This window comes from Pseudomonas sp. JS3066 (assembly GCF_036328175.1).
Lineage (GTDB): Bacteria > Pseudomonadota > Gammaproteobacteria > Pseudomonadales > Pseudomonadaceae > Metapseudomonas.
Window position 1 is genome coordinate 5558930 of sequence record NZ_CP143312.1, and the last position, 26991, is coordinate 5585920.

A 26991-nucleotide genomic window follows, 5' to 3' on the forward strand; every position below is an offset into this window, starting at 1 on the left:
GGACAGCGGCTTTCTTGTGCTGCGGGTGTGAATCAGGCGCGAGCGGCGCGTACACCTTCGGCGAGGGTCTTGCACAGGCCCAGGACGCCGTTCACGGCCTGCTCGGGAGATTCGGCATTGGCGATCTGGTCCACCAGGGCCGAGCCCACCACTACGCCATCGGCCAGCCTGGCGATACTCGCGGCGTGTTCGGCGGTGCGGATACCGAAGCCGATGGCTACCGGCAGGTCGGTGTGGCGACGCAGGCGGGTGACCGCCTCCTGTACGTGTTCCAGGGTCGCGGAGCCGGCGCCGGTCACGCCGGCCACCGACACGTAGTAGACGAAGCCGGAGCTGCCCTCGAGCACGACGGGCAGGCGCTTGTCATCGGTGGTTGGGGTGGTCAGGCGGATGAAGTCCACGCCTGCGGCCTGGGCCGGGTGGCAGAGGTCTTCGTTATGTTCCGGCGGCAGGTCGACCACGATCAGGCCGTCCACGCCGGCTTCCTTGGCGTCGGCGATGAAACGGTCCACGCCGTAGTAGTGGATGGGGTTGAAGTAGCCCATCAGCACCAGCGGAGTGGTCTGGTCGCCGGTGCGGAATTCGCGAACCATCTGCAGGGTCTTGGCGAGGTTCTGCTTGGCACCCAGGGCCCGGATGTTGGCCAACTGGATGGACGGGCCGTCGGCCATCGGGTCGGTGAAGGGCATGCCCAGTTCGATGACGTCGGCGCCAGCCTCCGGCAGGCCCTTGAGGATCGCCAGGGATGCGTCGTAGTTCGGGTCGCCGGCGGTGACGAAGGTCACCAGGGCGGCGCGGTTCTGTTCCTTCAGTTCGGCAAAGCGGGTCTGCAGGCGGCTCATGCTTTCTGCTCCTGTTGCATGTGGTGCATAACGGTCTGCATGTCCTTGTCGCCACGGCCGGACAGGTTCACCACCATCAGGTGGTCCTTCGGCAGTTTCGGCGCGCGCTTGAACACTTCAGCCAGGGCGTGGGAACTCTCCAGGGCCGGGATGATGCCTTCCAGGCGGCAGCATTGGTGGAAGGCTTCCAGGGCTTCATGGTCGGTGATCGAGGTGTACTCGACGCGGCCGATGTCATGCAGCCATGCGTGTTCCGGCCCGATGCCGGGGTAGTCCAGGCCGGCGGAGATCGAGTGGGCGTCGATGATCTGGCCGTCCTCGTCCTGCAGCAGGAAGGTACGGTTGCCGTGCAGCACGCCTGGAACGCCGCCGTTCAGGCTGGCGGCATGCTTGCCGGTCTCGATGCCGTGGCCGGCGGCTTCGACGCCGATGATCGCGACACTCTTGTCATCGAGGAAGGGATGGAACAGGCCCATGGCGTTGGAACCACCGCCGATGCAGGCGACCAGCGAGTCGGGCAGGCGGCCTTCCTGTTCGGCCAGCTGCTCGCGGGTTTCCTTGCCGATCACGGCCTGGAAGTCGCGGACCATGGCCGGGTAAGGGTGCGGGCCGGCAACGGTGCCGATCAGGTAGAAGGTGCTGTCGACGTTGGTCACCCAGTCACGCAGGGCTTCGTTCATCGCGTCCTTCAGGGTGCCGGTGCCGGCGGTGACCGGGATTACTTCGGCGCCGAGCAGCTTCATGCGGAACACGTTGGCCTGCTGGCGATCGATGTCGGTGGTGCCCATGTAGATCACGCATTGCAGGCCGAAGCGGGCGGCCACGGTGGCGGTGGCCACGCCGTGCATGCCGGCGCCGGTCTCAGCGATGATGCGCTTCTTGCCCATGCGCCGGGCCAGGAGTATCTGGCCGATGCAGTTGTTGATCTTGTGCGCGCCGGTGTGGTTGAGCTCCTCGCGCTTGAGGTAGATCTTCGCGCCGCCGAAGTGCTCGGTCAGACGCTCGGCGAAGTACAACGGGCTCGGGCGGCCGACGTAGTCGCGCTGGAAGTAGGCCAGCTCTTTCTGGAATTCCGGATCAACCTTGGCCTTTTCGTACTCGCGGGCAAGGTCGTGGATCAGCGGCATCAGGGTCTCGGCGACATACTGGCCGCCGAAGGCGCCGAACAGGCCCTTGGCGTCCGGGCCGTTGCGCAATGAGGTCATGGTGGAACTCCTGGGAGTGGTATCCGATGCCGGCCATTCTACCGCTGGCTGGCCGGCGGAAAAGCGATTAGATTGCTTTAACCTGTTAGTAAAACTCACGGATCATCATGAGCCGAGACCTCCCTCCGTTGAATGCTCTGCGTGCCTTCGAAGCGGCTGCCCGCCTTCAGAGCATCAGTCGCGCAGCCGAAGAGCTGCATGTAACCCACGGTGCGGTGAGCCGCCAGGTGCGGATGCTTGAGGAGGAACTCGGCGTTGCGCTGTTCAGCAAGGAAGGGCGAGGCGTAAAACTCACGGATTCCGGCCAGCGCCTGCGGGATGCCACAGGTGAGGCCTTCGAACGCCTGCGCAGCGTCTGTGTCGATCTCGCCCGACGCGCCGAAGATGCGCCCTTCGTTCTCGGCTGCCCGGGCAGCCTGCTGGCTCGCTGGTTCATTCCAAGGCTGGATCGGCTCAACCGTGAGCTCCCTGAACTGCGCCTGCAGCTCTCGGCCAGCGAGGGCGAGCTGGACCCGCGCCGTCCGGGGGTCGACGCCACGCTCTGCTTCGCCGAGCCCCCCTGGCCAGCGGACATGCGGGTGTTCGAACTGGCGGCAGAATCCATCGGTCCTGTGCTGAGCCCGCGCTATGCGGGCCACCAGGCGCTTGTCGGGGCTGCGCCGGCGGTGCTGCTGAATGAGGCCCTGCTGCACACGGTCTCGCGGCCCCAGGCCTGGCCACAATGGGCGGCCGCCCAGGGGCTGGAAGCGGGGCGCCTGCGTCATGGCCAGGGCTTCGAACACCTCTATTACCTGCTGGAGGCGGCAGTGGCCGGGCTCGGGGTGGCTATCGCCCCGCAGCAACTGGTCGCCGATGAACTCGCCTCGGGCCGGCTGGTGGCGCCTTGGGGCTTCGTCGAAACGCCGGCACGCCTGGCTCTTTGGGTGCCGGCACGGCAACTGGATCGTCGTGCGGAGCGACTGGCCCTGTGGCTGCGTGAAGAGCTGGCGGGCCGATAGCGGCATTCTTGGCTAGCCTTGCTGGGGAACCCACTCGTGCCCGGCACAGGAGATACACCATGTCTGATCACCGTACCTACAAGAAGATCGAGATAGTCGGCTCCTCCCGCACCAGCATCGACGATGCGATCACCAACGCCATTGGTGAAGCTTCGAGGACCATTCGCAACATGGACTGGTTCGAGGTCGTGGATACCCGTGGGCATATCGAGAATGGCAAGGTCGCGCACTTCCAGGTGACCCTGAAGATCGGCTTCCGCATCAGCGACAGCTGAGCCCCGCACCCGCTCCCGGATGGGGCCGCGAGGGGACGCACATCCTCCCGTGGGGAATTTCGGTTAGGCTCTGAGCGTCCGCCCCTGGCCTTTGGAACCTGGCGGGAGCGGACGGCTCATGCGAGCCCATCATCCATCACGAGGGAGCGTTACCCATGAAGAAACTGCTGTTGGGCCTTGGCCTGTTCGCCCTGGCCGGTTCGGCTTTCGCCGCGGTGAAACCCTGCGAGGAGCTCAAGGCCGAGATCGACGCCAAGCTGAAGGCCAAGGGCGTTGCCTCCTATAGCCTGGAAATCGTCGACAAGGGCGCCGCCGCAGGCAAGCAGGTGGTGGGTACCTGCGAAGGTGGCAGCAAGGAGATCGTCTACCAGCGCAATTGATTGCCCCGCATTGCCCGGGCCGGCAGCGCATGCCGGCCCAATCCTTACCTTCTGGTGCCCTGGTTACCGAAAAGTGCCTTCTAGCGGCGTTGGACGCCAATCCCTAGAGTAAGACCTACTGATTCACTCGGATTAGGCTTCACGCCTGTCCCCTGCCAAGGTCTTGCCCATGTCTGCCCTTACCAACCTGCCCCTTTCCGTTCTCGACCTGGCACCTGTCCGTGATCACGGTGGTGCCACCCAGGCCTTGCACAATTCCCTGGAGCTGGCGCGCCATGTCGAGCGTCTTGGTTTCTCGCGCTTCTGGGTGGCCGAGCACCACAACATGGATGGCATCGCCAGTTCGGCCACCGCCGTGCTGCTCGCCTATCTCGCCGGCGGCACCTCGCACATTCGCCTGGGCTCCGGCGGCATCATGTTGCCCAATCACGCGCCGTTGGTAGTCGCCGAGCAGTTCGGCACCCTCGCCAGCCTTTATCCGGGCCGCATCGAACTAGGCCTTGGACGCGCTCCGGGGGCTGACCATCTTACCGCGCGAGCATTGCGCCGCGACCGTCTCGGCGACGCCGACGATTTCCCACAGGATGTCGAGGAACTGGAGGCCCTATTCGGCCCGCGCCAGCCGGACCAGAAGGTGATTGCCATGCCGGGGGTGGATACCAATGTGCCCATCTGGCTGCTCGGGTCCAGCCTGTTCAGCGCCCAGCTCGCGGGCCAGAAAGGACTGCCCTATGCCTTCGCTTCGCATTTTGCGCCGCGCTACATGCATGAAGCGATTCGCGTCTATCGCAATCATTTCCGCCCCTCGGCCGTGCTCGACAAACCCTATGTGATGCTGGGCGTGCCGCTGGTGGCGGCACCTACCGACGAAGAGGCGGAGTTCCTCGCGACCACCGTCTACCAGCGGGTTCTTGCCCTGATGCGTGGCGAAAGCCTGGTTCTGCGTCCGCCGGTGGAGACCATGGCCGGTCGCTGGCTACCCCACGAGAAGGAAGCAGTCGGCAGCTTCCTGGCGCTGGCCATGGTAGGCGGACCGGAGAAAATCCGTGCGCGAATGCAGGTGCTGCTGGATCAGACCGATGCCGATGAGCTGATCTTCACCTGCGACCTCTACCAGCACGAGCATCGACTGCGGGCGTTCGACATCCTGGCTAGCCTGCGGGATTGATGCAGATGGGCGAGGCCGCTGATGACGCGACTTCGGCTGGGTGGATCGCCTTTCTGCCTAGAAGGGGCCGCAACGCGGGAATATCTCGTGGCGCGCGAGCACGTTGCGGTTTTCGTCATAGAGCCAGGCCATCGGCTGGTTGGCGGCGTTACGGGCTTCCACGCGGTAGCGTTTGCCCGCTTCGAAGTTGTCGTAGTGCAGCTCCATGTAGCAGGTGATACGAGAGGGTTCGGCATTCATGCCGAATCCGCCACCGGCGCCGCCCACCTCGAACTGATAGCGCAGCTCCAGCTCATGCCTGCCGGGCATTACCTCGTAATAGCGGCCGTCGTTCCAGCGCTTGTCGTCGAGGCGGTTGGCCATGAGGGTGTCGCTGGGGTCGGGAACGATGTCGATCCAGGCAAATCGCGGATCGGGCTCGGGCAGCTTGCTGGCGCAGGCGGTGAGGCTGGCCAGCAGCGTCAGGGCCAACAGCGTGCGCATGGCGAGGCTCCTTGTGGGGTGAGTGCGTTCAGCATACCCCCATGTCGGAGTTTTCAGACATCGCCGCAGCGACTTTCCCGGGCCTTGGCAACCTCTCGACTCTGCTCGTCATACAGCCGCGCCCAAGGGCGGAAGCCGATTCCACCGGCTTCGAGCTGGTAACGTTCGCCCGCGGCGAAATCGCTGTAGGCCAGCTTGAGCAGACAGGTGCGTCGGTAGCCGGAACTGCCCTGGCCGATGTCCTTGCCACCCACCTCGAACTCCAGGCGGACCTCCAGTTCGTGCCGGCCCGGGGTGACCTGGAAGAAGCGCGGGTCAGTCAGGGTCTGGTTGTCCACCCGGCTGGCCTGGATGTGCTGTCCTTCCTGCTTCTGCAGGGAAATCCAGGCTTGGTTCGGGTCGTGGCTGGGCATGAGCATGGCGCAGCCGCCAAGACTGAGTAGCGGCAGGGAAAGCAGCAGAGGGCGCATGGAAGGCTCCAACAGGCCAGTAGTGGTGGGTGGCTCTGATGCGCTAGTGTCGCGGCATGCCGACCACCCTTCTTATCGAACTGCTTGACCGCATCCGCCGCCCCTCGGTTCCCCTGTTGGGCATATTGCTGCTGAGCGGTTGTTCCAGTCTCGACTACTACAGCCAATTGGCCCGCGGACAGATGGCGCTGCTGTATGCCCGGCAACCGGTGCAGGCGCTGATCGACGATACCTCGCAGTCGCAGGCGCTGCGCCAGCGCCTGGCCCTGACCCAGGAAGCGCGGACCTTTGCCAGTAGTTCGCTGGGGCTGCCGGACAACGGCAGCTACCGCGTCTACGCCGATATCCAGCGGCCCTATGTGGTCTGGAACCTGTTCGCCACGCCGGAGTTCTCCCTCCAGCCCGAGACCCACTGCTTCCCTGTCGCCGGCTGTGTCGCCTATCGCGGCTACTACCAGTTGGGGCGCGCCCGTGGCGCCGCGGCGCTGCTCAAGCAGCAAGGGTTGGATACCTGGGTGGGAGGTGTAGAGGCGTACTCCACTCTTGGCTGGTTCGACGACCCGCTGCTCAACACCATGTTGCGCTGGGGTGACGACCGCCTGGCCGCGCTGATCTTCCACGAATTGGCCCACCAGCGGCTCTATGTACCGGGGGACACGGCCTTCAACGAGTCCTTCGCCAGCTTCGTCGAGCGCGAAGGACTGAACCAGTGGCGTGCCAGTCGCGGCCTTTCGGTTGAGGCAGATGACGCCTCCGACCGCCGCGACGCCCTCACTCGCCTGGTGCTGGATACCCGCGAGCGACTGGCGCAGCTCTACGCCAGCGCTCTGTCCGCCGAACGCATGCGCATGGCCAAGGCCGAGGAATTCGAGCGCATGCGTCGTGACTACCGCGCCATGCGCGACCGCGACTGGGACGGCTACAACCGTTACGACGCGTGGATGGAAGGCCCTATGAACAACGCCAAACTGTTGCCATTTGGTCTCTATGACCAGTGGGTACCGGCCTTTGCGGCCCTGTTCCGCGAGACGGGAGGAAATTGGCCGGCGTTTTACCAACGTGCTCGTGAACTGGGCGACCTGCCCCAAGATGCGCGCACTCAAGCACTGGAAAGGCTGATGGCAAACCGCTAGAACTTGCCTGGATGGCCCTCAGTCCAATGGCCAGGACATCAAGGAAATGGAGTAGGCGATGAAGAGAATTGCTGTAGTCCTGATGCTGGGCATGCTGGTGGGTACCGCCCTGGCAGCGCCCAAGCCCTGCGAGGAGCTGAAGCAGGAAATCGAAGTGAAGATCCAGGCCGCCGGGGTGACGACCTACACCCTGGAAATCGTCCCCAACGCCGAAGTGAAGGACCAGAACATGGTGGTTGGGACCTGCGAGAACGGCACCAAGAAGATCATCTATCAGCGCAACGGGGATTGATCTGTTGCGGTTTGCCTTGTAGCAGCGAACTCATTCGCGAAAGGCCGCGCAGCGGCCCTACGTGGAAATCCGGCTGGGCAGGTCTTCGACCTGCATCGCGATTGATATCACTCCCACAGGATGAGCCCCACCCTCAGCCAAACGCCCGGCTCAACTCGTCCAGGCTTGCGAAGTAGTAAGCCGGAGCCTCTCCCATCAACTCCTCGCGGCTGCCGAAGCCATAGCCCACCCCCGCGCCATGCAGGCCATTGCGGCTGGCGCCGATCAGGTCGTGCTTGCGGTCGCCGATCATCAGCGTGTCGGCACGATCCAGGCCTTCTGCCTCCAACAGGTGCGCGATCAGTTCCACCTTGTTGGTGCGGGTGCCATCCAGTTCGCTGCCATAGATGTGCCTGAAGTGCCGGTCGAAGCCGAAATGCCGGGCGATCTCGCGGGCGAACACGGTTGGCTTGCTGGTGGCGATGAACAGGGTGCGGCCCTGTTCGCGCAGGCGTCCGAGCAGCGCATCGATGCCGTCGAATACGCGGTTCTCATAGAGCCCGGTGACCTTGAAACGGTCGCGGTAGTGATTGACTGCATCCCAGGCGCGCTCCTCGGTCAGGCTGTAGGTCTGCATGAAGCACTGCAGCAGCGGCGGGCCGATGAAGTGCTCCAGGTTCACCAGGTCCGGTTCATGGATATCGAGCTTGGCCAGCGCGTATTGCACCGAGCGGGTGATGCCTTCGCGCGGATCGGTGAGGGTGCCGTCGAGATCGAAGAGGATGTTCTGATAGTGCATCGCGTCAGACCCCGTAGCCTTCGGCGATGTGCAGGTCCTTCAGCTTCACGTAGTTCGCCGCACTGTAGGTGAAGAAGGCTTTCTCCTTGTCGGTGAGTGGGCGGGCCTGCTTCACCGGGCTGCCAACGTAGAGGTAGCCGCTTTCCAGGCGTTTGCCGGGCGGCACCAGGCTGCCGGCGCCAAGCACCACGTCATCCTCGATCACCGCGCCGTCCATGACGATGCTGCCCATGCCGATCAGTACCCGGCTGCCGACCTTGCAACCGTGCAGCAGTGCCTTGTGGCCGATGGTTACGTCTTCGCCGATTTCCAGCGGATAGCCATCCGGATTGAAGGGGCCGGCGTGGGTGATGTGCAGCACGCTGCCATCCTGCACGCTGGTGCGCGCGCCGATGCGGATACGGTGCATGTCGCCACGAATGGTCACCATGGGCCAGACTGAACTGTCGTCACCGAGCTGCACGTCGCCGATGACCACGGCGGAAGCGTCGATGAAGACCCGCTCGCCAAGCTGCGGGGTAGTGCCCTGGTAGGTTCTGATCGGGTTCATAGCTTTTCCTGAGGCTGCGTCAGCCGGCGATTGTAATTAAGATGGCTCCCATCCGGGCTATGTCTCGTCTACTCATCCAGCCCGCGCCCCTTCCTGAATACAGGTGAATGCCGTGACCCTGAGCAATCCCCTCCTGCAAGACTTCGACCTGCCGCCCTACTCCACCATTCGTCCGGAACATGTCGAGCCGGCCGTCGGCCAGATCCTTGCCGACAACCGTGCCGCCATCGCCGACCTGCTGGCGCGCCAGGACGGCACGCCCACCTGGAAAGGCCTGGTGCTGGCGCTGGACGAGCTGGGCGAGCGCCTGGGCCGTGCCTGGAGCCCGGTGAGCCACCTGAATGCCGTGTGCAACAACGCCGAATTGCGCAACGCTTATGAGGCCTGCCTGCCCAAACTGTCCGAGTACTGGACCGAGATCGGCCAGAACCGTGAACTGTTCCAGGCCTATGAGGCCCTGGCCGCCAGCCCTGAATCTGCCGGCTACGACGTGGCGCAGAAGACCATCCTCGACCATGCCCTGCGCGACTTCCGCCTGTCCGGTATCGACCTGCCGGCGGACAAGCAACAGCGCTATGGCGAAATCCAGATGAAGCTGTCCGAACTGGGCAGCCGCTTCTCCAACCAACTGCTGGATGCCACTCAGGCCTGGACCAAAGAGGTTCACGACGAAGCGGCCCTGGCCGGTCTCACCGATTCGGCCAAGGCGCAGATGAAGCAGGCCGCCGAGGCCAAGGGCCTGGAAGGCTGGCTGATCACCCTGGAATTCCCCAGCTACTACGCGGTGATGACCTACGCCGATGATCGTGCCCTGCGCGAAGAGGTGTACACCGCCTACAGCACCCGAGCCTCCGACCAGGGACCGAATGCCGGACAGAACGACAATGGCCCGGTGATGGCCGAGATCCTCGACCTGCGCCAGGAGCTGGCCCACCTGCTCGGCTTCGCCCACTTCAGCGACTTGAGCCTGGCCACCAAGATGGCCGAATCCACCCCGCAGGTGCTGGGCTTCCTCCGTGACCTGGCCAAGCGCAGCAAACCTTTTGCCGCCCAGGATCTGGAAGAGCTCAAGGCCTTCGCCGCCGAGCGCGGTGTGGCCGACCTGCAGAGCTGGGACGTGGGCTACTTCAGCGAAAAACTGCGAGAGCAGCGCTACAGCATTTCCCAGGAAACCCTGCGCGCCTACTTCCCCATCGACAAGGTGCTGTCGGGTCTGTTCGCCATCGTACAGAGGCTCTATGGCATCGAGATCAAGGAACTGTCCGGCTTCGACACCTGGCACCCGGATGTGCGCCTGTTCGAGATCAGTGAGAACGGCCAGCACGTCGGCCGTTTCTTCTTCGACCTCTACGCCCGCGCCAACAAGCGCGGCGGTGCCTGGATGGATGGCGCCCGCGACAAGCGCCGCAACACCCGCGGCGAGCTGATCGCACCGGTGGCCAATCTGGTCTGCAATTTCACCCCGGCGGTCGGCGACAAACCTGCCCTGCTGACCCACGACGAAGTCACCACCCTGTTCCACGAGTTCGGTCACGGCCTGCATCACTTGCTGACCCGCGTCGAGCATGCCGGCGCGTCCGGCATCAACGGTGTGGCCTGGGACGCGGTGGAGCTGCCGAGCCAGTTCATGGAGAACTGGTGCTGGGAACCGGAAGGCCTGGCGCTGATCTCCGGCCACTATCAGTCCGGCGAACCGCTCCCTCAGGACCTGCTGGACAAGATGCTGGCAGCGAAGAACTTCCAGTCCGGCCTGATGATGGTGCGCCAGCTGGAGTTCTCCCTGTTCGACTTCGAGCTGCACGCCACCCACGGCGACGGCCGCAGCGTGCTCGACGTGCTGGAAGCGATCCGCGACGAGGTGGCCGTGATGCGACCGCCACTGTTTAACCGCTTCGCCAACAGCTTCGCGCACATCTTCGCCGGCGGATACGCGGCTGGTTACTACAGCTACAAGTGGGCGGAAGTGCTGTCTGCCGATGCCTTCTCGCGCTTCGAGGAAGAAGGTGTTCTCAACCCGGCCACCGGCCGCGCCTTCCGCGATGCCATCCTGGCCCGAGGTGGCTCCCAGGAGCCGATGGTGCTGTTCGTCGACTTCCGCGGTCGCGAGCCGTCCATCGACGCCCTGCTGCGCCACAGCGGTCTGTCGGAGGACGCGGCATGACCACGACCCCGAAGCGCTTCATCGCCGGTGCCGTGTGCCCGGCGTGCAGCGAAATGGACAAGATCCAGATGTGGGACGAGGACGGCGTGCCTCACCGCCATTGCGTGGCCTGCGGCTACGCCGACACCCTCAACGCCCAGGGCCAGTCGGTGCCCAAGGAGCTCGGTACCCGGGTCAATCAGCCCAAGCCCAAGGTGGCTGATCCCAAGGTGCAGGGGGTGCAGTTCTTCCCCAATCCGAAGCTGAAGAAACCCGGCGACTGATGTGAAGGCCAAGGAGGGCGCATGTGGCATCTGGTTTGTGGCGATGTGGCGGCGGTGGGCGTTACCCAAGTGCTGGGTGAGGACGCCGCGAAGGGCGTGCGCGTCCTGCGTGACGACCTGGCGGTGGGGCCGCTGGTCGATGTCGAGCAGCCACCTTGCTCCGCTCGCGCCGGGTTCTGGCTGGACGTCTGGCCCAGCGCGGTAACGCCACGGCCGGACTTCGGTCCGGACCTCAGCGCCGATGCAAGCTGGCTCGCCGGTCTTGCCCGGCAGGATCAGGCAGTCACCGTCTGGCATGGTGACAGCTGCTCGGAGCAACTCCTGCTGGCGCGCGTGGCGGCTGCCCTGGTGCAAAGCGAGTTGCCGCTTTGGGAAGTGTCTTGTGGCACTGGCGACAGCAGCGTTCGCATGCGTCGCGCTGTAGGCATGATCGAACCTGCCGCCCTGGGTGCCTATCACCTGCCGAAAAGGGTCGAGGCCGGGCGCAAGGCGCAGCTCGCCGCGCAATGGCGCGCCGCCATGGCGGCCAACGCCGATATTCGCCGCTGGCGTGATGGCGAATTCCACGGCGATGACCACCGTGCGGTGGATGCCATCCTGCTTGCCGCTTGTACCCCAGAATGGCAACCGTTGCCACGGGTGATGGCCGAAGTCATGGCTGGCAATGACGGCTTTTTCGCCACCGACTTCTTCTCCTTCTGGCGCGCCCGCGAGCTGGCCGCCCGGGGCCGCATCGAACTGGGCGGGACTGCCGGCCAGCACGGCTACGGCGGACTCAGCGTCCGCCTCGGGTAGGTTGGCGCTGAGCGCAGCGAAGCCAACGCCCAGGTATCGGCCTCGCACGCTGGGTCACGCGTAACTCGGCCCAACCTGCACAAGTACTCCGTTTGATTCGCCATCCGGCAGAATTCTGGCTAGTTGTGGGAAAAAGCTGCATATACTGTATGAATATACAGTTTGCGGAGTTCTTTCCATGCCAGCGCCCCTTCCTTCCCGTGGCCGTGGTACCGCCAGCAACCCTTTCAATCGCTTCGCTCCGACCACCTCGGTGGTAATGGATGACGGCTGGTTCCAGGAAGTACCGCCCAGCCGCGCCACCGAGGTAAGGCTGGAAACCGCGAAGAGCATCATCACCCGCAACCAGTCGCCGGACCTGCCGTTCGACCGTTCGGTGAATCCCTATCGCGGCTGTGAGCACGGCTGCATCTACTGCTATGCCCGACCCAGCCATGCTTATTGGGACATGTCGCCGGGGCTGGATTTCGAGACCCGGCTGATCGCCAAGACCAACGCCATTGCCCTGCTCGAACAACAGCTCTCCAAACCCGGTTACCAGTGCGCCCCGATCAACCTCGGCTCCAACACCGACCCTTATCAGCCCATCGAGCGGGAACATCGCCTCACCCGCCAGACCCTCGAAGTGCTGCTGCGCTATCGCCACCCGGTGACCATCGTCACCAAGGGTTCGCTGGTGCTGCGCGACCTCGACCTGCTAACCGAATTGGCGGAACAGAACCTGGTGGCGGTGATGATCAGCCTGACCACCCTCGATGACGAACTGAAACGCACCCTGGAGCCCCGCGCTGCAGCTCCGTCGGCACGCCTGAGGGCGATCCGTGTGCTCGGCGAGAACCGCATTCCGGTGGGTGTGCTTTGCTCGCCGATGATCCCGATGATCAACGACATGGAGCTGGAGAGCCTGCTGGAAGCGGCGCGCGACGCCGGAGCGAGGCAAGCGAACTACATGCTGCTGCGCCTACCCAGGGAGGTGGGTCCACTTTTCGAGGAGTGGCTGGAAGCGCACTACCCGCAGCGTGCGGCTCATGTGATGAGCATCATCCGCCAGTGCCGCGGCGGAGAAATCTACGACAGCCGTTTCGGTCACCGCTTCAAGGGCGAGGGCCCGTTCGCGGAACTGCTGGCCCAGCGTTTCGCCGTGGCCATTCGCAAGCTTGGACTCAATCGCCGGCGCGACTATGAACTGGATTGTTCGCGCTTCTGTCCGCCCGGTGGACAAATGTCGTTACTTTGAGTTGTGACTCGGCGGGTGGTAACAACAGTCCTGTAGGAATTCAAATGCCGGCAATCAGTAGATAATGAGCGGCATAAAAGACAATTCCTACGATGACCGAGGTTGGCAGCATGAGCAACGAGCACGACAAGCTGGGCAGTGAAAGTGCCGAAGAGGCCCTGCGGAACATAGTCGAGGGCTTCCAGCGGTTCCGCGATGAAGTCTTCCCGCAACAGGAAGAACTGTTCAAGAAGCTCGCGCATGAACAGAAACCGCGCGCCATGTTCATCACCTGCGCCGACTCGCGCATCGTCCCCGAACTGATTACCCAGAGTTCCCCGGGCGACCTCTTCGTCACCCGTAACGTCGGCAACGTGGTTCCGCCATATGGGCAGATGAACGGCGGTGTCTCCACCGCGATCGAGTTCGCGGTGATGGCTCTTGGCGTTCATCACATCATCATCTGCGGCCACTCCGACTGCGGCGCCATGAAGGCGGTGCTGGACCCGCAGACCCTGGAACGCATGCCTACCGTAAAAGCCTGGCTGCGCCATGCCGAGGTGGCGAAGATCGTGGTGCAGGAAAACTGCGGCTGCGCCAACCACGAGACCCTGGAAGTGCTCACCGAAGAGAACGTGGTGGCCCAACTCGACCACCTGCGCACCCACCCCTCGGTGGCGGCGCGCCTGGCCAGCGGCCAGTTGTTCATCCACGGTTGGGTCTATGACATCGAGACGTCGGTGATCAAGGCATACGACGCCGAGCAGGGCCGCTTCCGCCCCATCGGCGACGGTCCGCTGCCGATGGCCACGCCGCGGCCGCGCTACCTGGCGGAGTGATGAAAAAGGGGCTGCTGATGCAGCCCTTTTTTGCGGCGCCTTTGTTTTTTTCCGGCCCGTCCCCAGCCTTCTGGTGAATGAATCCGCTCCTGCCGGATCGCGCCGGGGGTGAGCAGTCACTGTCACGAAAACTGTGGCAACCGGCCACTACCCGTTCGTCTGGAATGCCCGTTCCAGAGCCTCTCGTTCAGTTTCGATTAAGTTTTTTCCGCTAGGGTCGAATGCGCTGTGACCGGCTGGTCACATGGCATTCTGCCGTTATTCGGCAGGTCATCCGGGCCTGTGGCCCGTGCGGAGCAACAAGCTGAACCCTAAGGAGGAACCATGACCCATACGACAAGCACGATCACGCCAGGCGCCCGCGCATCCAGTGAAGCCGAGGGCGCCGAAGCTGCGCTCGGTGCACTGGTCGACGGCTTCATGCGCTTTCGCAGCGATGTCTTTCCCCAACAGCAAGCGCTGTTTCGGAAGCTCGCCCACCAGCAGAACCCGAGGGCAATGTTCATCACCTGCGCCGACTCGCGCATTGTTCCTGAGCTGATCACCCAGAGTTCGCCCGGCGACCTCTTCGTCACCCGCAATGTCGGTAACGTCGTGCCGCCCTATGGCCAAATGAATGGCGGCGTTTCCACGGCCATCGAGTATGCGGTTATGGCCCTGGGCGTACAGCACATCATCGTCTGCGGCCATTCCGACTGCGGGGCGATGAAAGCGGTACTGAACCCGCAGGCACTGGAGCGTATGCCCACGGTCAAGGCGTGGCTGCGTCACGCCGAGGTGGCTCGCACGATGCTGGCTGAGAGCTGCAATTGCCAGGTCCATGAGCAATTGCCGGTACTGACCGAAGAAAACGTGGTGGCCCAACTCGATCATCTGCGCACCCATCCCTCGGTAGCGGCACGCGTAGCCAGCGGTCAGCTGTTCATCCATGGCTGGGTCTACGACATCGAGCATTGCGCTATTCGCGCCTATGACGCCGTGCTCGGTCGGTTCCGGCCGCTGGACGACAGCACTCCCCCCATGGCGACGCCCAAGGCTCGCTACCAGACCTGGTGAAACAGGCTCCGCCAGAGAGCCGATCACACCCTTCCTTCTGCCTGCCCGATGCCGCGCATTCCGCCCGGTGTCGAGTTCACTCATGCGCCGAAACTGCAGGAGAAACGCGCGATGAACCTTGCGTCACTAAAAACCTCTCTGCCACGGGATGCCCTCGCGTCCTTCGTGGTCTTTCTGGTCGCCCTGCCCCTGTGCATGGGTATCGCCATCGCTTCCGGCATGCCTCCGGCCAAGGGGCTGGTCACTGGCATCGTCGGTGGTTTGCTGGTGGGTTGGCTGGCGGGCTCGCCGCTCCAGGTCAGTGGCCCGGCAGCCGGGCTGGCCGTACTGGTCTTCGAGCTGGTGCGCAGCCATGGCATTGCGATGCTTGGGCCAATCCTGCTGCTGGCCGGACTGTTCCAGTTGGTGGCCGGACGCCTGCGGCTGGGCTGCTGGTTTCGTGTCACTGCGCCAGCGGTGGTCTACGGCATGCTCGCCGGTATCGGCGTGCTAATCGTGTTGTCTCAGCTTCACGTGATGTTCGATGCCAAACCCATGGCGTCGGGGCTGGAAAATCTGCTGGCCTTCCCCGCGACCTTGGGTGAAGCCCTGCCCGGCCTGGGGAGCGGAGACGGGTTGGCCGCTGCTTTGCTCGGTCTCGGCACCATTGTTTCTATCCTGCTTTGGGAGAAGCTGCGTCCGCAGGGACTGCGCTTCCTGCCCGGTGCATTGGTGGGCGTGGCCTTCGCGACCCTGACCAGCTTGTGGCTGGGACTGGAAGTGCGTCGTGTGGAGGTGCCCGCGACGCTGTCGGACGCCATCGACTGGGTGCAGCCAGTCGACCTGATGCGCCTGGCCGAACCATCGTTGCTGCTGGCTGCACTCGTGTTGGCCTTCATCGCCAGTGCCGAAACCCTGTTGTCCGCTGCCGCGGTTGATCGCATGCACAACGGCCCACGCTCCAACCTCGATCGCGAGCTGTCGGCCCAGGGCATCGGCAACATGATATGTGGTGCGTTGGGTGCCCTGCCCATGACAGGTGTGATCGTGCGCAGCTCAGCCAACGTCCAGGCCGGCGCCCGCACTCGTCTGTCCACGGTGCTGCATGGCGTCTGGTTGCTGGCCTTTGTCGCATTGCTGCCAATAGTGCTGCAAAGCATCCCGGTGGCGGCACTTGCGGCGGTGCTGGTGCACACCGGTTTCAAGCTGGTAGACCTGAAGGCGGTGCGAAATCTCGGCCACTATGGCCGCATGCCGATGTTCATCCATGGCGCCACAGCGATCGGCATCGTCGCGGTCGATCTTCTCAGCGGCGTGCTGCTGGGCTTTGCCCTGACGTTGACGAAGCTGGCGTGGAAGGCCTCGCGCCTTAAGATCAGCCTGGTCCAGGGCGAGCCCGGCCATGCCGAGCTGCGCCTGGTGGGGGCGGCCACTTTTCTCAAGGTGCCACGTCTGTCCCATGTGCTGGAGAGTGTCAGTCCGACGACGCGGCTGCACGTTCCGATGGAGCATCTGAGCTACATCGATCACGCGTGCATGGAGTTGCTGGAAGATTGGGGACGCGCTGCGCGTCAGCAGGGAGGTGCCCTGCTGATCGAACAGCGCGCGCTCAACAGACGGCTCGAAGGTCGTCTGGCCCGGGTGGGGTAATGCTCTAGTTGCGGCTCAACCTGTCGCGCGCTGGCCTGGGTTGAGTTCCAGGCCGACGCCCAGTTGCTCGGACATGCACGGCCAGCGTTTCCACGCTTCTTCCACCTTGGGGTCGTGCAGCTGCTGGCGATAGGCCTGGGCCGAGGGTTGGCTGAACACGTCCTCATCCAGCAGGCCGTCCACGGCGTGATGTACGGCTTCGTCCAACTGGTTGGCAAAGGGTTCGCCGATCAATTGGTGGGCGATCAGGTTGGCCACCGTGGTGTCCAGCGGGATCAGTGGCTGGCCGAAGTGGACGATGTAGCGGTCGTTGACTTCCTCCACCAGGCGATGGGCCAGGTAGGCCTCGTCGAGCAGGCCTTCCAGGCCATCGTGGCCGGCCATCAGGGCGGGTGGTTGCAGGAAGAACTGTTCGGCGACCTTGAGTACCGGCTTGATGCGGGACTCGATGCCGGCTTCGCGGGCGACAGTGGCGGCGGCGTCCAGCACGTCCGGAACCTGCTCCACATAGGCAGCGATGAAGCGGGTGAGCACGCCTTGGGCGTCTTCTGCCGGCAGGCGAATGGCGGGGTGAAGGCTGGCAATCTGGGTTTCGAGGATCTGGCTGAGTTGCGTTGAGGCAGCTTCGTTCTCAAGGGCGCGCTGGATGACTTCGCGCAGTGCGGCGGTGTTCATGACTGCTCCTGAAAAGGACATGGCGGTTCGATGGATTGCGAGGTGAAGCAGAGACCTTAGCTCGCCCTGAGGAACTGCTAAGACCGGATTGTCATAATCGCTTCACAGTTATTCGGGCGCGCTATAAAAGCACTTTGCCATCCACTGGTGGCCCGCGCCAGCCGTGGCGTTTAGGACAAGGCTTACGCGCCTTCAGCCATTTTCTGCGGCGCGTTGCGCAGCCGAAGTCCCTGTCTATACTCCGACTCGAAAGGCATTACCTGATGGAACCCGACTGTGCACCTGCGTGCCGAGGTCGGCGGTCCGAGTGCGGTAGTCCGGACAGCCGTCCCCAAGCCGTTGGCCCAGCCGGCGGGATAACAAGAACGAGAAGGGGAACCCGCAATGATGCGACATCCACGAGTCTGGATGGGACTCCTGCTGCTGTCTGTTCTCAGCCAGGCGGAGGCTGCCTGGACAGTCAACATGGCGCCCGGTGCTACCGAGGTCAGCCGCACCGTTTTCGATCTGCACATGACCATCTTCTGGATCTGCGTCGTTATCGGCGTATTGGTCTTCGGTGCCATGTTCTGGTCGATGATCATCCACCGCCGTTCCACCGGCCAGCAGCCGGCGCATTTCCACGAGAGCACAACGGTGGAAATCCTCTGGACCGTCGTGCCCTTCGTCATCCTCGTGCTGATGGCGGTGCCGGCGACCAAGACCCTGATCGACATCTACGACACCTCCGAGTCGGGACTGGATGTGCAGGTCACGGGTTACCAGTGGAAGTGGCACTACAAGTACCTGGGCCAGGACGTGGAGTTCTTCAGCAACCTGGCCACGCCCGCCGAGCAGATCAATAACAAGGCGCCGAAGGACGAGCATTACCTGCTGGAAGTCGACCAGCCCCTGGTGGTGCCGGTTGGCACCAAGGTGCGCTTCCTGATCACCGCCGCCGACGTGATCCACTCCTGGTGGGTGCCGGCGCTGGCGGTGAAGAAAGATGCGATCCCCGGCTTCGTCAACGAATCCTGGACCCGCATCGAGAAGCCGGGCATCTACCGTGGCCAGTGCACGGAGTTGTGCGGCAAGGACCACGGCTTCATGCCCATCGTGGTCGAGGCCAAGTCCCAGGAGGACTTCGCCAAGTGGCTGGCCGCGCGCAAGGAAGAGACCGCCAAGCTCAAGGAGCTGACCGACAAGGAATGGACCCTGGACGAACTGGTTGCGCGAGGCGACAAGGTCTACCACACGACCTGTGCCGCCTGTCACCAGCCTGAAGGTCAGGGCATGCCGCCCATGTTCCCGGCGCTGAAGGGCTCGAAGATCGCCACCGGGCCGAAGGAAGACCACCTGAACATCGTCTTCCACGGCAAGCCGGGTACCTCCATGGCCGCCTTCGGCAAGCAGCTCTCCGAAGTCGATATCGCCGCCGTCATCACTTACGAGCGCAACGCCTGGGGCAACAACAAGGGCGACATGGTGACGCCCAAGGAAGTGCTGGCTCTGAAACAGGCGGAAAGCCAATGAAGAAGACACCGGCCTATATGGAGACTGACATGAGTGCAGTGATCGACCACGATCATGCCGGGCATGATCACCACCACGGTCCGGCCAAGGGCCTGATGCGCTGGGTGCTGACCACCAACCACAAGGATATCGGCACGATGTACCTGTGGTTCAGCTTCGCCGCGTTCCTGCTGGGCGGCTCGATGGCGATGGTGATTCGCGCCGAGCTGTTCCAGCCCGGCCTGCAGATCGTGCAGCCGGAGTTCTTCAACCAGATGACCACCATGCACGGCCTGATCATGGTGTTTGGCGCCGTGATGCCGGCCTTCGTCGGCCTGGCCAACTGGATGATCCCGCTGATGATCGGCGCGCCGGACATGGCCCTGCCACGGATGAACAACTTCAGCTTCTGGTTGCTGCCGGCCGCCTTCGGCCTGCTGGTCAGCACCTTGTTCAGTGCTGGCGGTGGACCGAACTTCGGCTGGACGTTCTACGCGCCGCTATCGACCACCTATGCGCCAGAGAGCGTCACCTTCTTTATCTTCGCCATCCACCTGATGGGCATCAGCTCGATCATGGGGGCGATCAACGTGATCGCCACCATCCTCAACCTGCGCGCTCCGGGCATGACCCTGATGAAGATGCCGCTGTTCGTCTGGACCTGGCTGATCACCGCCTTCCTGCTGATCGCGGTGATGCCGGTACTGGCCGGATGCGTGACGATGATGCTGATGGACATTCACTTCGGCACCAGCTTCTTCAGTGCTGCCGGCGGCGGTGACCCGGTGCTGTTCCAGCATGTGTTCTGGTTCTTCGGCCATCCTGAGGTGTACATCATGATCCTGCCCGCCTTCGGTGCGGTCAGCGCGATCATTCCGGCCTTCAGCCGCAAGCCGCTGTTCGGCTACACCTCGATGGTCTACGCCACGGCGTCGATTGCCTTTCTCTCGTTCATCGTCTGGGCGCACCACATGTTCACCGTGGGTATCCCGCTGACCGGTGAGCTGTTCTTCATGTTCGCCACCATGCTGATCGCCGTGCCCACCGGGGTGAAGGTGTTCAACTGGGTGAGCACCATGTGGGAAGGCTCGCTGACCTTCGAGACGCCCATGCTGTTCGCCGTGGCATTCGTCATCCTGTTCACCATCGGTGGCTTCTCCGGGTTGATGCTGGCCATTGCCCCGGCGGACTTCCAGTACCACGACACCTACTTCGTGGTGGCCCACTTCCACTACGTTCTGGTGCCTGGCGCCATCTTCGGCATCTTCGCCTCGGCCTACTACTGGCTGCCGAAATGGACTGGCCATATGTACGACGAGACCCTCGGCAAGCTGCACTTCTGGCTGAGCTTCGTCGGCATGAACATGGCGTTCTTCCCGATGCACTTCGTAGGGCTGGCAGGCATGCCGCGGCGGATTCCGGACTACAACCTGCAGTTCGCCGACTTCAACATGATCTCGTCCATCGGTGCCTTCAGCTTCGGCGCGACCCAGTTCCTCTTCCTGTTCATCGTCATCAAGTGCATCCGGGGCGGCAAGAAGGCCCCGGCCAAGCCCTGGGACGGGGCCGAGGGACTGGAGTGGACCGTGCCCTCGCCGGCGCCTTACCACACCTTCACCACGCCGCCGGAAGTGAAGTGAAATGAACGGGGAATTGAGCACTCGCCGCCTGATCCAGCGCCTTTTGGTGCTGGTGGTGGCGATGTTCGGCTTCGGTTTCGCCCTGGTGCCGATCTATGACGTGATGTGCCAGGCCTTCGGCATCAACGGCAAGACCACCGGGTCGGCCTACGAAGGCGCCCAGACCGAAGACCAGCAGCGCCAGGTGCGAGTGCAGTTCCTTGCGACAAACGCGGCCGGGATGAGCTGGGAGTTCCGCCCCAGGGCGGACGACCTGGTGGTGCATCCGGGGGCGAGCAACGAGATGCTGTTCATTGCCTACAACCCCACCGATAAACCGATGACGGCCCAGGCGATTCCCAGCGTAGCGCCGTCCAAGGCCGCGGCGTTCTTCCACAAGACCGAATGCTTCTGCTTCACCCAGCAGGTCCTGCAGCCCGGCCAGCGCATCGAGATGCCGGTGCGTTTCATCGTCGACCGCGACCTGCCGGCCGATGTGCACCACCTGACCCTTGCTTACACGCTGTTCGATATCACTGCCCGCAAGCCACCAGTCGCCAGGAATGACGGCTGACGGGCCGATAAGGAGAACAACAACGATGGCTAGTCACGAGCAGTATTACGTCCCGGCCCAGAGCAAATGGCCGATCATTGCCACTATCGGCCTGCTGACAACGGTCTACGGCCTGGGCACCTGGTTCAACGACCTCAAGGCGGCGCGACCGGACTCCAACGGGCCGATCGTCTTCTTCGTCGGCGGCCTTATCCTGGCCTACATGCTGTTTGGTTGGTTCGGCAATGTGATCCGCGAAAGTCGCGGCGGCTTGTATAGCCCGCAGATGGATCGCTCCTTCCGCTGGGGCATGAGCTGGTTCATCTTCTCCGAGGTGATGTTCTTCGCCGCGTTCTTCGGTGCCCTCTTCTATATCCGCCACTTCGCCGGTCCCTGGCTCGGCGGTGAGGGTGCCAAGGGCGTCGCCAACATGCTGTGGCCAAACTTCGAGTACACCTGGCCGCTGCTGAACAACCCGGATTCCAAGCTGTTCCCTCCACCCAAGGCGGTGATCGACCCGTGGCACCTGCCGCTGATCAACACCCTCCTGCTGGTGACCTCCAGCTTCACCGTGACCTTTGCCCACCACGCGCTGCGCAAGAACAAGCGCGGTCCGCTCAAGCTGTGGCTGGCGGTGACCATCCTGCTGGGGCTGACCTTCCTGGGCTTCCAGGCCGAGGAGTACATCCACGCCTACAAGGAACTGGGGCTGACTCTCGGCTCGGGTATCTACGGCGCGACCTTCTTCATGCTCACCGGCTTCCACGGTGCCCACGTGACCATGGGCGCGTTGATCCTGACGGTGATGCTGGTGCGCATCCTGCGTGGCCACTTCGACGCCGAGCACCACTTCGGCTTCGAAGCGGCGGCCTGGTACTGGCACTTCGTGGACGTGGTGTGGATCGGACTGTTTACCTTCGTCTACGTACTTTGAAGATGTTGTGACGGCGGTGGCCAGAGGTGGGGACCTCTGGCTTACCAGGTGACATGGGAAACGAACTGGCCGCTGTAGAAACCCCAGGCAATGAGTGCCAGGGTCAGGGCGGTCAGAACTACACGAACCGTTAGCGCATTGACCACGCGGGAGCTGCGGCCTTCGTCCTTGACCAGGAAGAAAAGGCCGCTGAACAGGCTGACCACTGTGGCAAGCAACATGAGGACGATCGCAGCCTTGAGCATGCGTGACTCCGGGGGAAGGGGGATGTTGTGCAGTATAGCCAGCCCTATTCAGCGTCACGGACGACGCCCATGAGTGCATTCCGGCCCGGCTTGGTACCTACCCTGGTGGTACTCGCGCTGTTGCCGGTGCTGATCGGCCTGGGCTTCTGGCAGCTGTCCCGTGCAGAGGAAAAACGCCAGCTGCTGGCTGCCGCCGAGGCCCGCCGTATCTCCGCCCCGCTCGCCTTAGATGACTTCCTCACCAGTGCCAACCCCGCCTACCTGCGGGTGCGCCTACACGGGCATTTCGATGCTGCGCACAGCCTGCTGCTGGACAGCCGCATCCGGGATGGCAAGGCTGGGGTTGAGCTGCTGCAACCCTTCCAGGACGACTCGAGCGGCCGTTGGCTGCTGGTCAACCGTGGCTGGCTGCCCTGGCCTGATCGCCGCGTCGCGCCCATCTTCAGCACCCCTGATGGCGTTCAGCAACTGACAGCCTGGGCCTACGTGCCGCCGGGCGTAGCGTTCGAACTCAAACACCTTGAAGCGAGCGGCTGGCCGCAACTGGTCAGCCAAGTGGATGCCGTCGCCCTCTGGCAGAGCCTGGGCCGCAATGGCGTGCCTCTTGAGCTGCGCCTGGAGGAAGGCCCGGCGGCGTACCGCACCGACTGGCCCGTGGTCGCCATGGGACCGGAAAAACACCTCGGCTACGCCGTGCAATGGTTCGCCCTGGCGACCGCTCTGCTCGGCCTGTTCATTTACTTCGGATTGCGCAAAGGACGGGAAAACAACAATGAACCCAGTACTCGCCATGCCTGAGAACGCACCGCCACGGCGCCGTGGTCGCATCCAGCTGCTGCTGATCCTGATGGTGGTGATCGGTCCGATGCTGCTGGCCACGGCCATGTACAAGTTCAGCTTCTGGGTGCCTGAGGGGCGCAGTTATCACGGCACACTCATCGGCAATGGCCAGACCATCGCCGACCTGGGTGTGCGGGACGCGATGCCAGAGCAAACCTGGCAACTGCTGGTCACCGCCCCGGTAGGTTGCGAGCAGGATTGCCAGCAAATGGTGTTCGTCGCGCGGCAGATCCACATCGGTCTGGGGCGTGATGCCTCTCGTGCCAGTCATGCCGTGGCCGTTACCGGGATGCCGGCCGACTACGCCGAAAAACTCAAACAGGAATATCCACGCCTCAAGCGCTATGGCCTGGAACCGGCCACCTACAGCAAGGCCACCGAGAACCTCGGTGGTGCCCAGTTGTGGATCGTCGACCCCCACGGCAATCTCGTCCTGCGTTACGACGGCACCACCAAAGGCAAGAAGATCCTCAACGACCTGCGTCACCTGCTGAAGCTTTCCAATATCGGTTGAACGACCCCTTTCTCCGGAAAGGTGAGGAGCGGCTGCTGTGGACAAGTACAAGAACCGGCCCGGATTTCACTTCGCCTTGTTCGCCACCCTGCTGGCGGTAGTGGTGGTGCTATTGGGCGCCTATACCCGCCTGACTCACGCCGGCCTCGGCTGCCCGGACTGGCCGGGCTGCTATGGCTTCATCAGCGTGCCGCAGTCCGAGGCCCAGCTGGCCCACGCCGAAGCCAACTTCCCCCACGCACCCGTGGAAGCGGATAAAGGCTGGAACGAGATGGTCCACCGCTACTTCGCCGGAACCCTCGGCCTGGTGATCCTTGGCCTGGCTATCCATGCCGTGAGCTTGCGCGGCCGTGACGGTCAGCCGCTGAAGCTACCGCTGCTGCTGGTGGTTGTGGTCGTCGCCCAGGCCGCGTTCGGCATGTGGACGGTGACTCTGCAACTCTGGCCGCAGGTGGTCACTGCGCACCTGTTGGGAGGATTCACCACGCTGTCCCTGCTGCTGCTGCTTTCCTTGCGCCTGTCCAATGCCTTCCCTGCCCTGGCGCTGCCTGCTCGGCTGCGACGCTGGGCGGCATTGGGGCTGGCACTGGTGATCGGGCAGATCGCTTTGGGCGGCTGGGTCAGTTCCAACTATGCGGCGGTTGCCTGCGTCGACCTGCCCACCTGCCATGGGCAGTGGTGGCCGGCGATGGACTTCGCCAACGGCTTCCACCTGACCCAGCACATCGGCCCCAACTACCTGGGCGGCCAGCTCGACAGTGACGCCCGCACCGCCATCCACATGACTCACCGCCTTGGTGCGCTGGTCGTGACCCTCGTGCTGCTGGGCGTTGCCTGGCAACTTCATCGCAACGGACTGTCGCGACTGGCCGGACTGCTGCTGGCGGCACTCTGCCTGCAGGTGGGGCTGGGCATCAGCAACGTGCTGTTCCATCTGCCGCTCCCGGTGGCGGTCGCCCACAACGGCGGCGGTGCGTTGCTGCTGCTGGTGCTGGTTTCGGTCAACTACCGGGTGCGCGCTTCAGCACTTCTTGTAGGAGCGAGCTCTGCTCGCGATCGCGGGATTGCCGGGGATTCGCGAGCAGAGCTCGCTCCTACGGCGATCACTTCGCACAGTAAATAAGGAGAACACGCCATGGCCACTCTGCTCAGCCAAGGACACAGCCAGGCCCGTGCCAGCTGGCGCGACTACCTGGAACTGACCAAACCCAAGGTGGTGGTGCTGATGCTCATCACTTCCCTGGTCGGCATGTTCCTCGCCACCCGCGCCGGTGTGCCCTGGACAGTGCTGCTGTTCGGCAACCTCGGCATCGGCCTGTGTGCCGGTGCGGCGGCGGCGGTCAACCATGTGGTGGACCGACGCATCGACTCGATCATGGCGCGCACGCTGAAGCGGCCCGTGGTCAACGGTCGCGTCTCGCCGACTGCGGCATTGGGATTCGCCTTCGTCCTGGCGGTGCTCGGCCAGGCTCTGCTGCTGGCCTTCACCAACGAGCTGACCGCCTGGCTGACCCTGGCTTCACTGGTGGGTTACGCGGTGCTCTATACCGGATTTCTCAAGCGCGCCACGCCGCAGAACATCGTCATCGGCGGCCTGGCCGGCGCTGCACCACCACTGCTCGGCTGGGTCGCCGTGACCGGCCATCTCACCGCAGAGCCGCTACTGTTGGTACTGATCATCTTCGCCTGGACCCCACCGCACTTCTGGGCGCTCGCCATTCATCGCAAAGAGGAATACGCCAAGGCCGATATCCCGATGCTGCCGGTGACCCACGGTGAGCACTACACCAAGGTGCACATCCTGCTCTATACGCTGGTGATGTTCGCGGTGAGCCTGCTGCCCTATGCCATCCACATGAGCGGCGTGCTCTATCTGGTTTGCGCGGTGGCCCTGGGTGCGCGCTTCCTGCAATGGGCCTGGGTGCTGTACCGTGACAGCCGACCGCACGCCGCGATCAAGACCTTCAAGTACTCTATCGCCTACCTCTTCCTGCTGTTCATCGCCCTGCTGGTGGACCACTACCTGATGCTGAACCTATGACCCGAATCCAGAAAACCGTCTTCGTCCTCGTCGCCCTGGTTGCCGTGGTGCTCGGCCTCACCGTGCACAAGGTCCTGACCAGCCAGGCTCAGGCCGACCCGACCAAGTTGCTCGATGCCGGCATCGTCCTGCTGCCGCAGAGCCGCACCCTGCCGGCGCTGGAAATGACCAACCAGGACGGTGAAAAGATGCGCGTCGACCAGTTCAAGGACAAGTGGAGCCTGGTGTTCTTCGGCTACACCTTCTGCCCGGACATCTGCCCCACCACGCTGGCGCAGATGCGCGAACTCAAGGGCCTGCTGCCGGAGGCGGCGCGCAACAACCTGCAGATCATCCTCGTCAGCGTCGATCCAAACCGCGACACGCCGCAACAGCTAAAGCAGTACCTGGGCTACTTTGACCCGGCCTTCATTGGCCTGACCGCCGACCTGCCGACCCTGCAGAAACTCTCCAATGCGGTAAGCATCCCCTTCATCCCGGCTGACACCAGCAAGGAAAACTACACCGTGGACCACAGCGGCAACCTGGTGGTCCTGGGCCCTGACGGCACCCAGCGCGGTTTCATCCGTTCGCCGCTGAACAATCAGAAGCTCAAGGAACAACTGCCGGGGCTGGTGACGCCGAAGGGCTGAGCTCAGGGCCGCTTCGCACCCCTTGGCGAATGAATTCGCCCCTACAGGTGGCGCTGCCCACCGATACCTCGGCACCCACAAAAAAGCCCGCTCAATCGAGCGGGCTTTTTCATTCAGCGCGAAGTGATCAGAACGCCGGCACTACGGCGCCCTTGTACTTCTCCTCGATGAACTTCTTCACCTCGGGGCTGTTCAGGGCCTTGGCCAGTTTCTGCATGTCGGCGCTGGCCTTGTTGTCCTCGCGGGCAACCAGAATGTTCACGTAGGGCGAGTCGCTGCCTTCGATCACCAAGGCGTCCTTGGTGGGGTTCAGCTTGGCTTCCAGCGCGTAGTTGGTGTTGATCAGCGCCAGGTCCACCTGGTTCAGCACGCGCGGCAGGGTGGCGGCTTCCAGTTCACGCACCTTGATGCCCTTCGGATTCTCGACGATGTCCTTCGGGGTGGCGGTGATGCTGGTGTTGTCCTTCAACTTGATCACGCCGGCCTTGTCCAGCAGCAGCAGGGCGCGGCCGCCGTTGGTGGCGTCGTTGGGGATGACCACCTGGGCGCCTTCCGGCAGTTCGGCCAGGGACTTCACCTTGCTGGAATAAGCGCCGAAGGGCTCGACGTGCACGCCAACCACGGATACCAGCTTCACCTTGGTCTGACGGGCCTTGTTGAACTCATCCAGGTAGGGCTGGTGCTGGAAGAAGTTGGCGTCGAGGCGGCCTTCGGCAACCTGCACGTTGGGCTGCACGTAGTCGGTGAAGACCTTCACCTGCAGGTCCACGCCTTCCTTCGCCAGCTGCGGCTTGATGAACTCGAGGATTTCCGCATGAGGCACCGGGGTAGCGGCGACTTTCAGCGTGTCGGCGTGGGCGGAGAGGGCGGTCAGTGCGGCGAAGGCCACCAGCAATTTCTTCATGAACGGCTCC

At 63.5% G+C, this 26991-nt stretch carries 31 protein-coding genes; 22 read left to right on the forward strand and 9 right to left on the reverse strand.

The genetic code is table 11. The features are described from left to right. Positions 1-32: 32 nt before the first annotated feature. The gene (trpA, locus tag SA496_RS26100) at positions 33-842 is read right to left on the reverse strand and encodes a tryptophan synthase subunit alpha (RefSeq protein WP_153919338.1); all 810 of its coding nucleotides are present in this window, start codon (positions 840-842) and stop codon (positions 33-35) included. Further along, a complete protein-coding gene (gene trpB / locus SA496_RS26105) occupies positions 839-2047 on the reverse strand; it encodes a tryptophan synthase subunit beta (RefSeq protein ID WP_153919341.1) in 1209 nt (402 codons plus the stop codon). The genes trpA and trpB overlap by 4 nt, the downstream gene beginning before the upstream one ends. 107 nt (positions 2048-2154) lie before the next feature. Between trpB and SA496_RS26110 the strand changes: the two genes are divergently transcribed. The 4 genes from SA496_RS26110 (at position 2155) to SA496_RS26125 (ending at position 4868) form a co-directional block, all read left to right on the forward strand. Further along, positions 2155-3045 (forward strand): LysR family transcriptional regulator, encoded by an 891-nt coding sequence (locus SA496_RS26110; RefSeq protein WP_120653801.1) that lies wholly within the window; start codon positions 2155-2157, stop codon positions 3043-3045. A 59-nt stretch (positions 3046-3104) separates the two neighbouring features. Further along, positions 3105-3320, forward strand: coding sequence for a dodecin (locus SA496_RS26115; RefSeq protein WP_120653800.1), 216 nt, complete (start codon positions 3105-3107; stop codon positions 3318-3320). A 155-nt stretch (positions 3321-3475) separates the two neighbouring features. Further along, positions 3476-3700, forward strand: a complete 225-nt coding sequence (locus SA496_RS26120) for a DUF1161 domain-containing protein (protein ID WP_120653799.1) — start codon at positions 3476-3478, stop codon at positions 3698-3700. 169 nt (positions 3701-3869) lie between these two features. Beyond that, positions 3870-4868: an LLM class flavin-dependent oxidoreductase gene (locus tag SA496_RS26125; RefSeq protein ID WP_120653798.1), complete on the forward strand. Its 999-nt coding sequence runs from the start codon at positions 3870-3872 to the stop codon at positions 4866-4868. 57 nt (positions 4869-4925) lie between these two features. On the opposite strand, the gene SA496_RS26130 is transcribed toward SA496_RS26125, so the two are convergent. Together SA496_RS26130 and SA496_RS26135 are read right to left on the reverse strand one after the other, a co-directional pair. Next, on the reverse strand, positions 4926-5351 hold the full coding sequence (locus SA496_RS26130) for a PA0061/PA0062 family lipoprotein (protein WP_153919343.1): 426 nt from the start codon (positions 5349-5351) through the stop codon (positions 4926-4928). Between the two features lie 53 nt (positions 5352-5404). Beyond that, positions 5405-5821 (reverse strand): PA0061/PA0062 family lipoprotein, encoded by a 417-nt coding sequence (locus SA496_RS26135; protein ID WP_120653796.1) that lies wholly within the window; start codon positions 5819-5821, stop codon positions 5405-5407. 56 nt (positions 5822-5877) lie between these two features. On the opposite strand from SA496_RS26135, the gene SA496_RS26140 reads away from it, so the two are divergent. Beyond that, positions 5878-6954, forward strand: a complete 1077-nt coding sequence (locus SA496_RS26140; protein WP_120653795.1) for an aminopeptidase — start codon at positions 5878-5880, stop codon at positions 6952-6954. A gap of 58 nt (positions 6955-7012) precedes the next feature. Continuing rightward, positions 7013-7246 carry a DUF1161 domain-containing protein gene (locus tag SA496_RS26145; protein WP_120653794.1) on the forward strand — a complete coding sequence of 78 codons (234 nt, stop codon included), beginning with the start codon at positions 7013-7015 and terminating at the stop codon, positions 7244-7246. A gap of 133 nt (positions 7247-7379) precedes the next feature. On the opposite strand, the gene SA496_RS26150 is transcribed toward SA496_RS26145, so the two are convergent. Then, on the reverse strand, positions 7380-8024 hold the full coding sequence (locus tag SA496_RS26150; protein WP_120653793.1) for an HAD family hydrolase: 645 nt from the start codon (positions 8022-8024) through the stop codon (positions 7380-7382). Between the two features lie 4 nt (positions 8025-8028). Continuing rightward, positions 8029-8574, reverse strand: coding sequence for a gamma carbonic anhydrase family protein (locus SA496_RS26155; protein WP_153919349.1), 546 nt, complete (start codon positions 8572-8574; stop codon positions 8029-8031). A gap of 112 nt (positions 8575-8686) precedes the next feature. Between SA496_RS26155 and prlC the strand changes: the two genes are divergently transcribed. From prlC to SA496_RS26190, 7 genes are all read left to right on the forward strand, one after another. Continuing rightward, positions 8687-10735: an oligopeptidase A gene (gene prlC, locus SA496_RS26160; protein WP_330114701.1), complete on the forward strand. Its 2049-nt coding sequence runs from the start codon at positions 8687-8689 to the stop codon at positions 10733-10735. Continuing rightward, positions 10732-10998: a YheV family putative zinc ribbon protein gene (locus SA496_RS26165; protein ID WP_120653791.1), complete on the forward strand. Its 267-nt coding sequence runs from the start codon at positions 10732-10734 to the stop codon at positions 10996-10998. The genes prlC and SA496_RS26165 overlap by 4 nt, the downstream gene beginning before the upstream one ends. A gap of 21 nt (positions 10999-11019) precedes the next feature. Then, positions 11020-11793: a DUF1835 domain-containing protein gene (locus SA496_RS26170; protein WP_120653790.1), complete on the forward strand. Its 774-nt coding sequence runs from the start codon at positions 11020-11022 to the stop codon at positions 11791-11793. A gap of 178 nt (positions 11794-11971) precedes the next feature. Continuing rightward, complete coding sequence (locus SA496_RS26175) at positions 11972-13030, forward strand: PA0069 family radical SAM protein (protein WP_120653789.1); 1059 nt, start codon at positions 11972-11974, stop codon at positions 13028-13030. A 110-nt stretch (positions 13031-13140) separates the two neighbouring features. Further along, positions 13141-13848: a carbonic anhydrase gene (locus SA496_RS26180; protein WP_120655314.1), complete on the forward strand. Its 708-nt coding sequence runs from the start codon at positions 13141-13143 to the stop codon at positions 13846-13848. Between the two features lie 324 nt (positions 13849-14172). Beyond that, the gene (locus SA496_RS26185) at positions 14173-14904 is read left to right on the forward strand and encodes a carbonic anhydrase (RefSeq protein ID WP_120653788.1); all 732 of its coding nucleotides are present in this window, start codon (positions 14173-14175) and stop codon (positions 14902-14904) included. Between the two features lie 111 nt (positions 14905-15015). Beyond that, entirely contained in the window at positions 15016-16533 is a 1518-nt protein-coding gene (locus SA496_RS26190; protein WP_330114702.1) for a SulP family inorganic anion transporter, read from the forward strand. 15 nt (positions 16534-16548) lie between these two features. On the opposite strand, the gene SA496_RS26195 is transcribed toward SA496_RS26190, so the two are convergent. After that, positions 16549-17208: a hypothetical protein gene (locus SA496_RS26195; RefSeq protein ID WP_120653786.1), complete on the reverse strand. Its 660-nt coding sequence runs from the start codon at positions 17206-17208 to the stop codon at positions 16549-16551. Positions 17209-17592: 384 nt separating this feature from the next. Here SA496_RS26195 and coxB point away from each other — a divergent pair, with 384 nt between their 5' ends. The 4 genes from coxB to SA496_RS26215 are packed head-to-tail and all read left to right on the forward strand — an operon-like array spanning position 17593 to position 21805. Beyond that, entirely contained in the window at positions 17593-18720 is a 1128-nt protein-coding gene (gene coxB / locus SA496_RS26200; RefSeq protein WP_178123487.1) for a cytochrome c oxidase subunit II, read from the forward strand. Positions 18721-18749: 29 nt separating this feature from the next. Next, positions 18750-20339 carry a cytochrome c oxidase subunit I gene (gene ctaD, locus SA496_RS26205; RefSeq protein ID WP_120655313.1) on the forward strand — a complete coding sequence of 530 codons (1590 nt, stop codon included), beginning with the start codon at positions 18750-18752 and terminating at the stop codon, positions 20337-20339. 1 nt (position 20340) lies between these two features. Then, positions 20341-20892, forward strand: a complete 552-nt coding sequence (locus tag SA496_RS26210; protein WP_330114703.1) for a cytochrome c oxidase assembly protein — start codon at positions 20341-20343, stop codon at positions 20890-20892. 25 nt (positions 20893-20917) lie between these two features. Then, positions 20918-21805, forward strand: coding sequence for a cytochrome c oxidase subunit 3 (locus tag SA496_RS26215; protein ID WP_120653783.1), 888 nt, complete (start codon positions 20918-20920; stop codon positions 21803-21805). Between the two features lie 41 nt (positions 21806-21846). On the opposite strand, the gene SA496_RS26220 is transcribed toward SA496_RS26215, so the two are convergent. After that, on the reverse strand, positions 21847-22050 hold the full coding sequence (locus SA496_RS26220) for a twin transmembrane helix small protein (protein ID WP_120653782.1): 204 nt from the start codon (positions 22048-22050) through the stop codon (positions 21847-21849). Between the two features lie 69 nt (positions 22051-22119). On the opposite strand from SA496_RS26220, the gene SA496_RS26225 reads away from it, so the two are divergent. From SA496_RS26225 to SA496_RS26245, 5 genes are read left to right on the forward strand one after another with little or no spacing between them, the layout of a single operon-like run. Next, positions 22120-22848 carry an SURF1 family protein gene (locus SA496_RS26225; protein WP_120653781.1) on the forward strand — a complete coding sequence of 243 codons (729 nt, stop codon included), beginning with the start codon at positions 22120-22122 and terminating at the stop codon, positions 22846-22848. Continuing rightward, the gene (locus SA496_RS26230) at positions 22823-23404 is read left to right on the forward strand and encodes a hypothetical protein (RefSeq protein WP_330114704.1); all 582 of its coding nucleotides are present in this window, start codon (positions 22823-22825) and stop codon (positions 23402-23404) included. The genes SA496_RS26225 and SA496_RS26230 overlap by 26 nt, the downstream gene beginning before the upstream one ends. 37 nt (positions 23405-23441) lie before the next feature. Beyond that, positions 23442-24527, forward strand: a complete 1086-nt coding sequence (locus SA496_RS26235) for a COX15/CtaA family protein (RefSeq protein ID WP_330114705.1) — start codon at positions 23442-23444, stop codon at positions 24525-24527. 12 nt (positions 24528-24539) lie between these two features. After that, a complete protein-coding gene (gene cyoE / locus SA496_RS26240) occupies positions 24540-25445 on the forward strand; it encodes a heme o synthase (RefSeq protein ID WP_120653778.1) in 906 nt (301 codons plus the stop codon). Then, positions 25442-26077 carry an SCO family protein gene (locus SA496_RS26245; protein WP_280285100.1) on the forward strand — a complete coding sequence of 212 codons (636 nt, stop codon included), beginning with the start codon at positions 25442-25444 and terminating at the stop codon, positions 26075-26077. Before cyoE ends, SA496_RS26245 begins: the two co-directional genes overlap by 4 nt. Positions 26078-26204: 127 nt before the next feature. Here the strand turns inward: SA496_RS26245 and SA496_RS26250 are convergent, their stop codons facing one another. Next, a complete protein-coding gene (locus tag SA496_RS26250; protein WP_330114706.1) occupies positions 26205-26981 on the reverse strand; it encodes a MetQ/NlpA family ABC transporter substrate-binding protein in 777 nt (258 codons plus the stop codon). Positions 26982-26991: the final 10 nt, after the last annotated feature.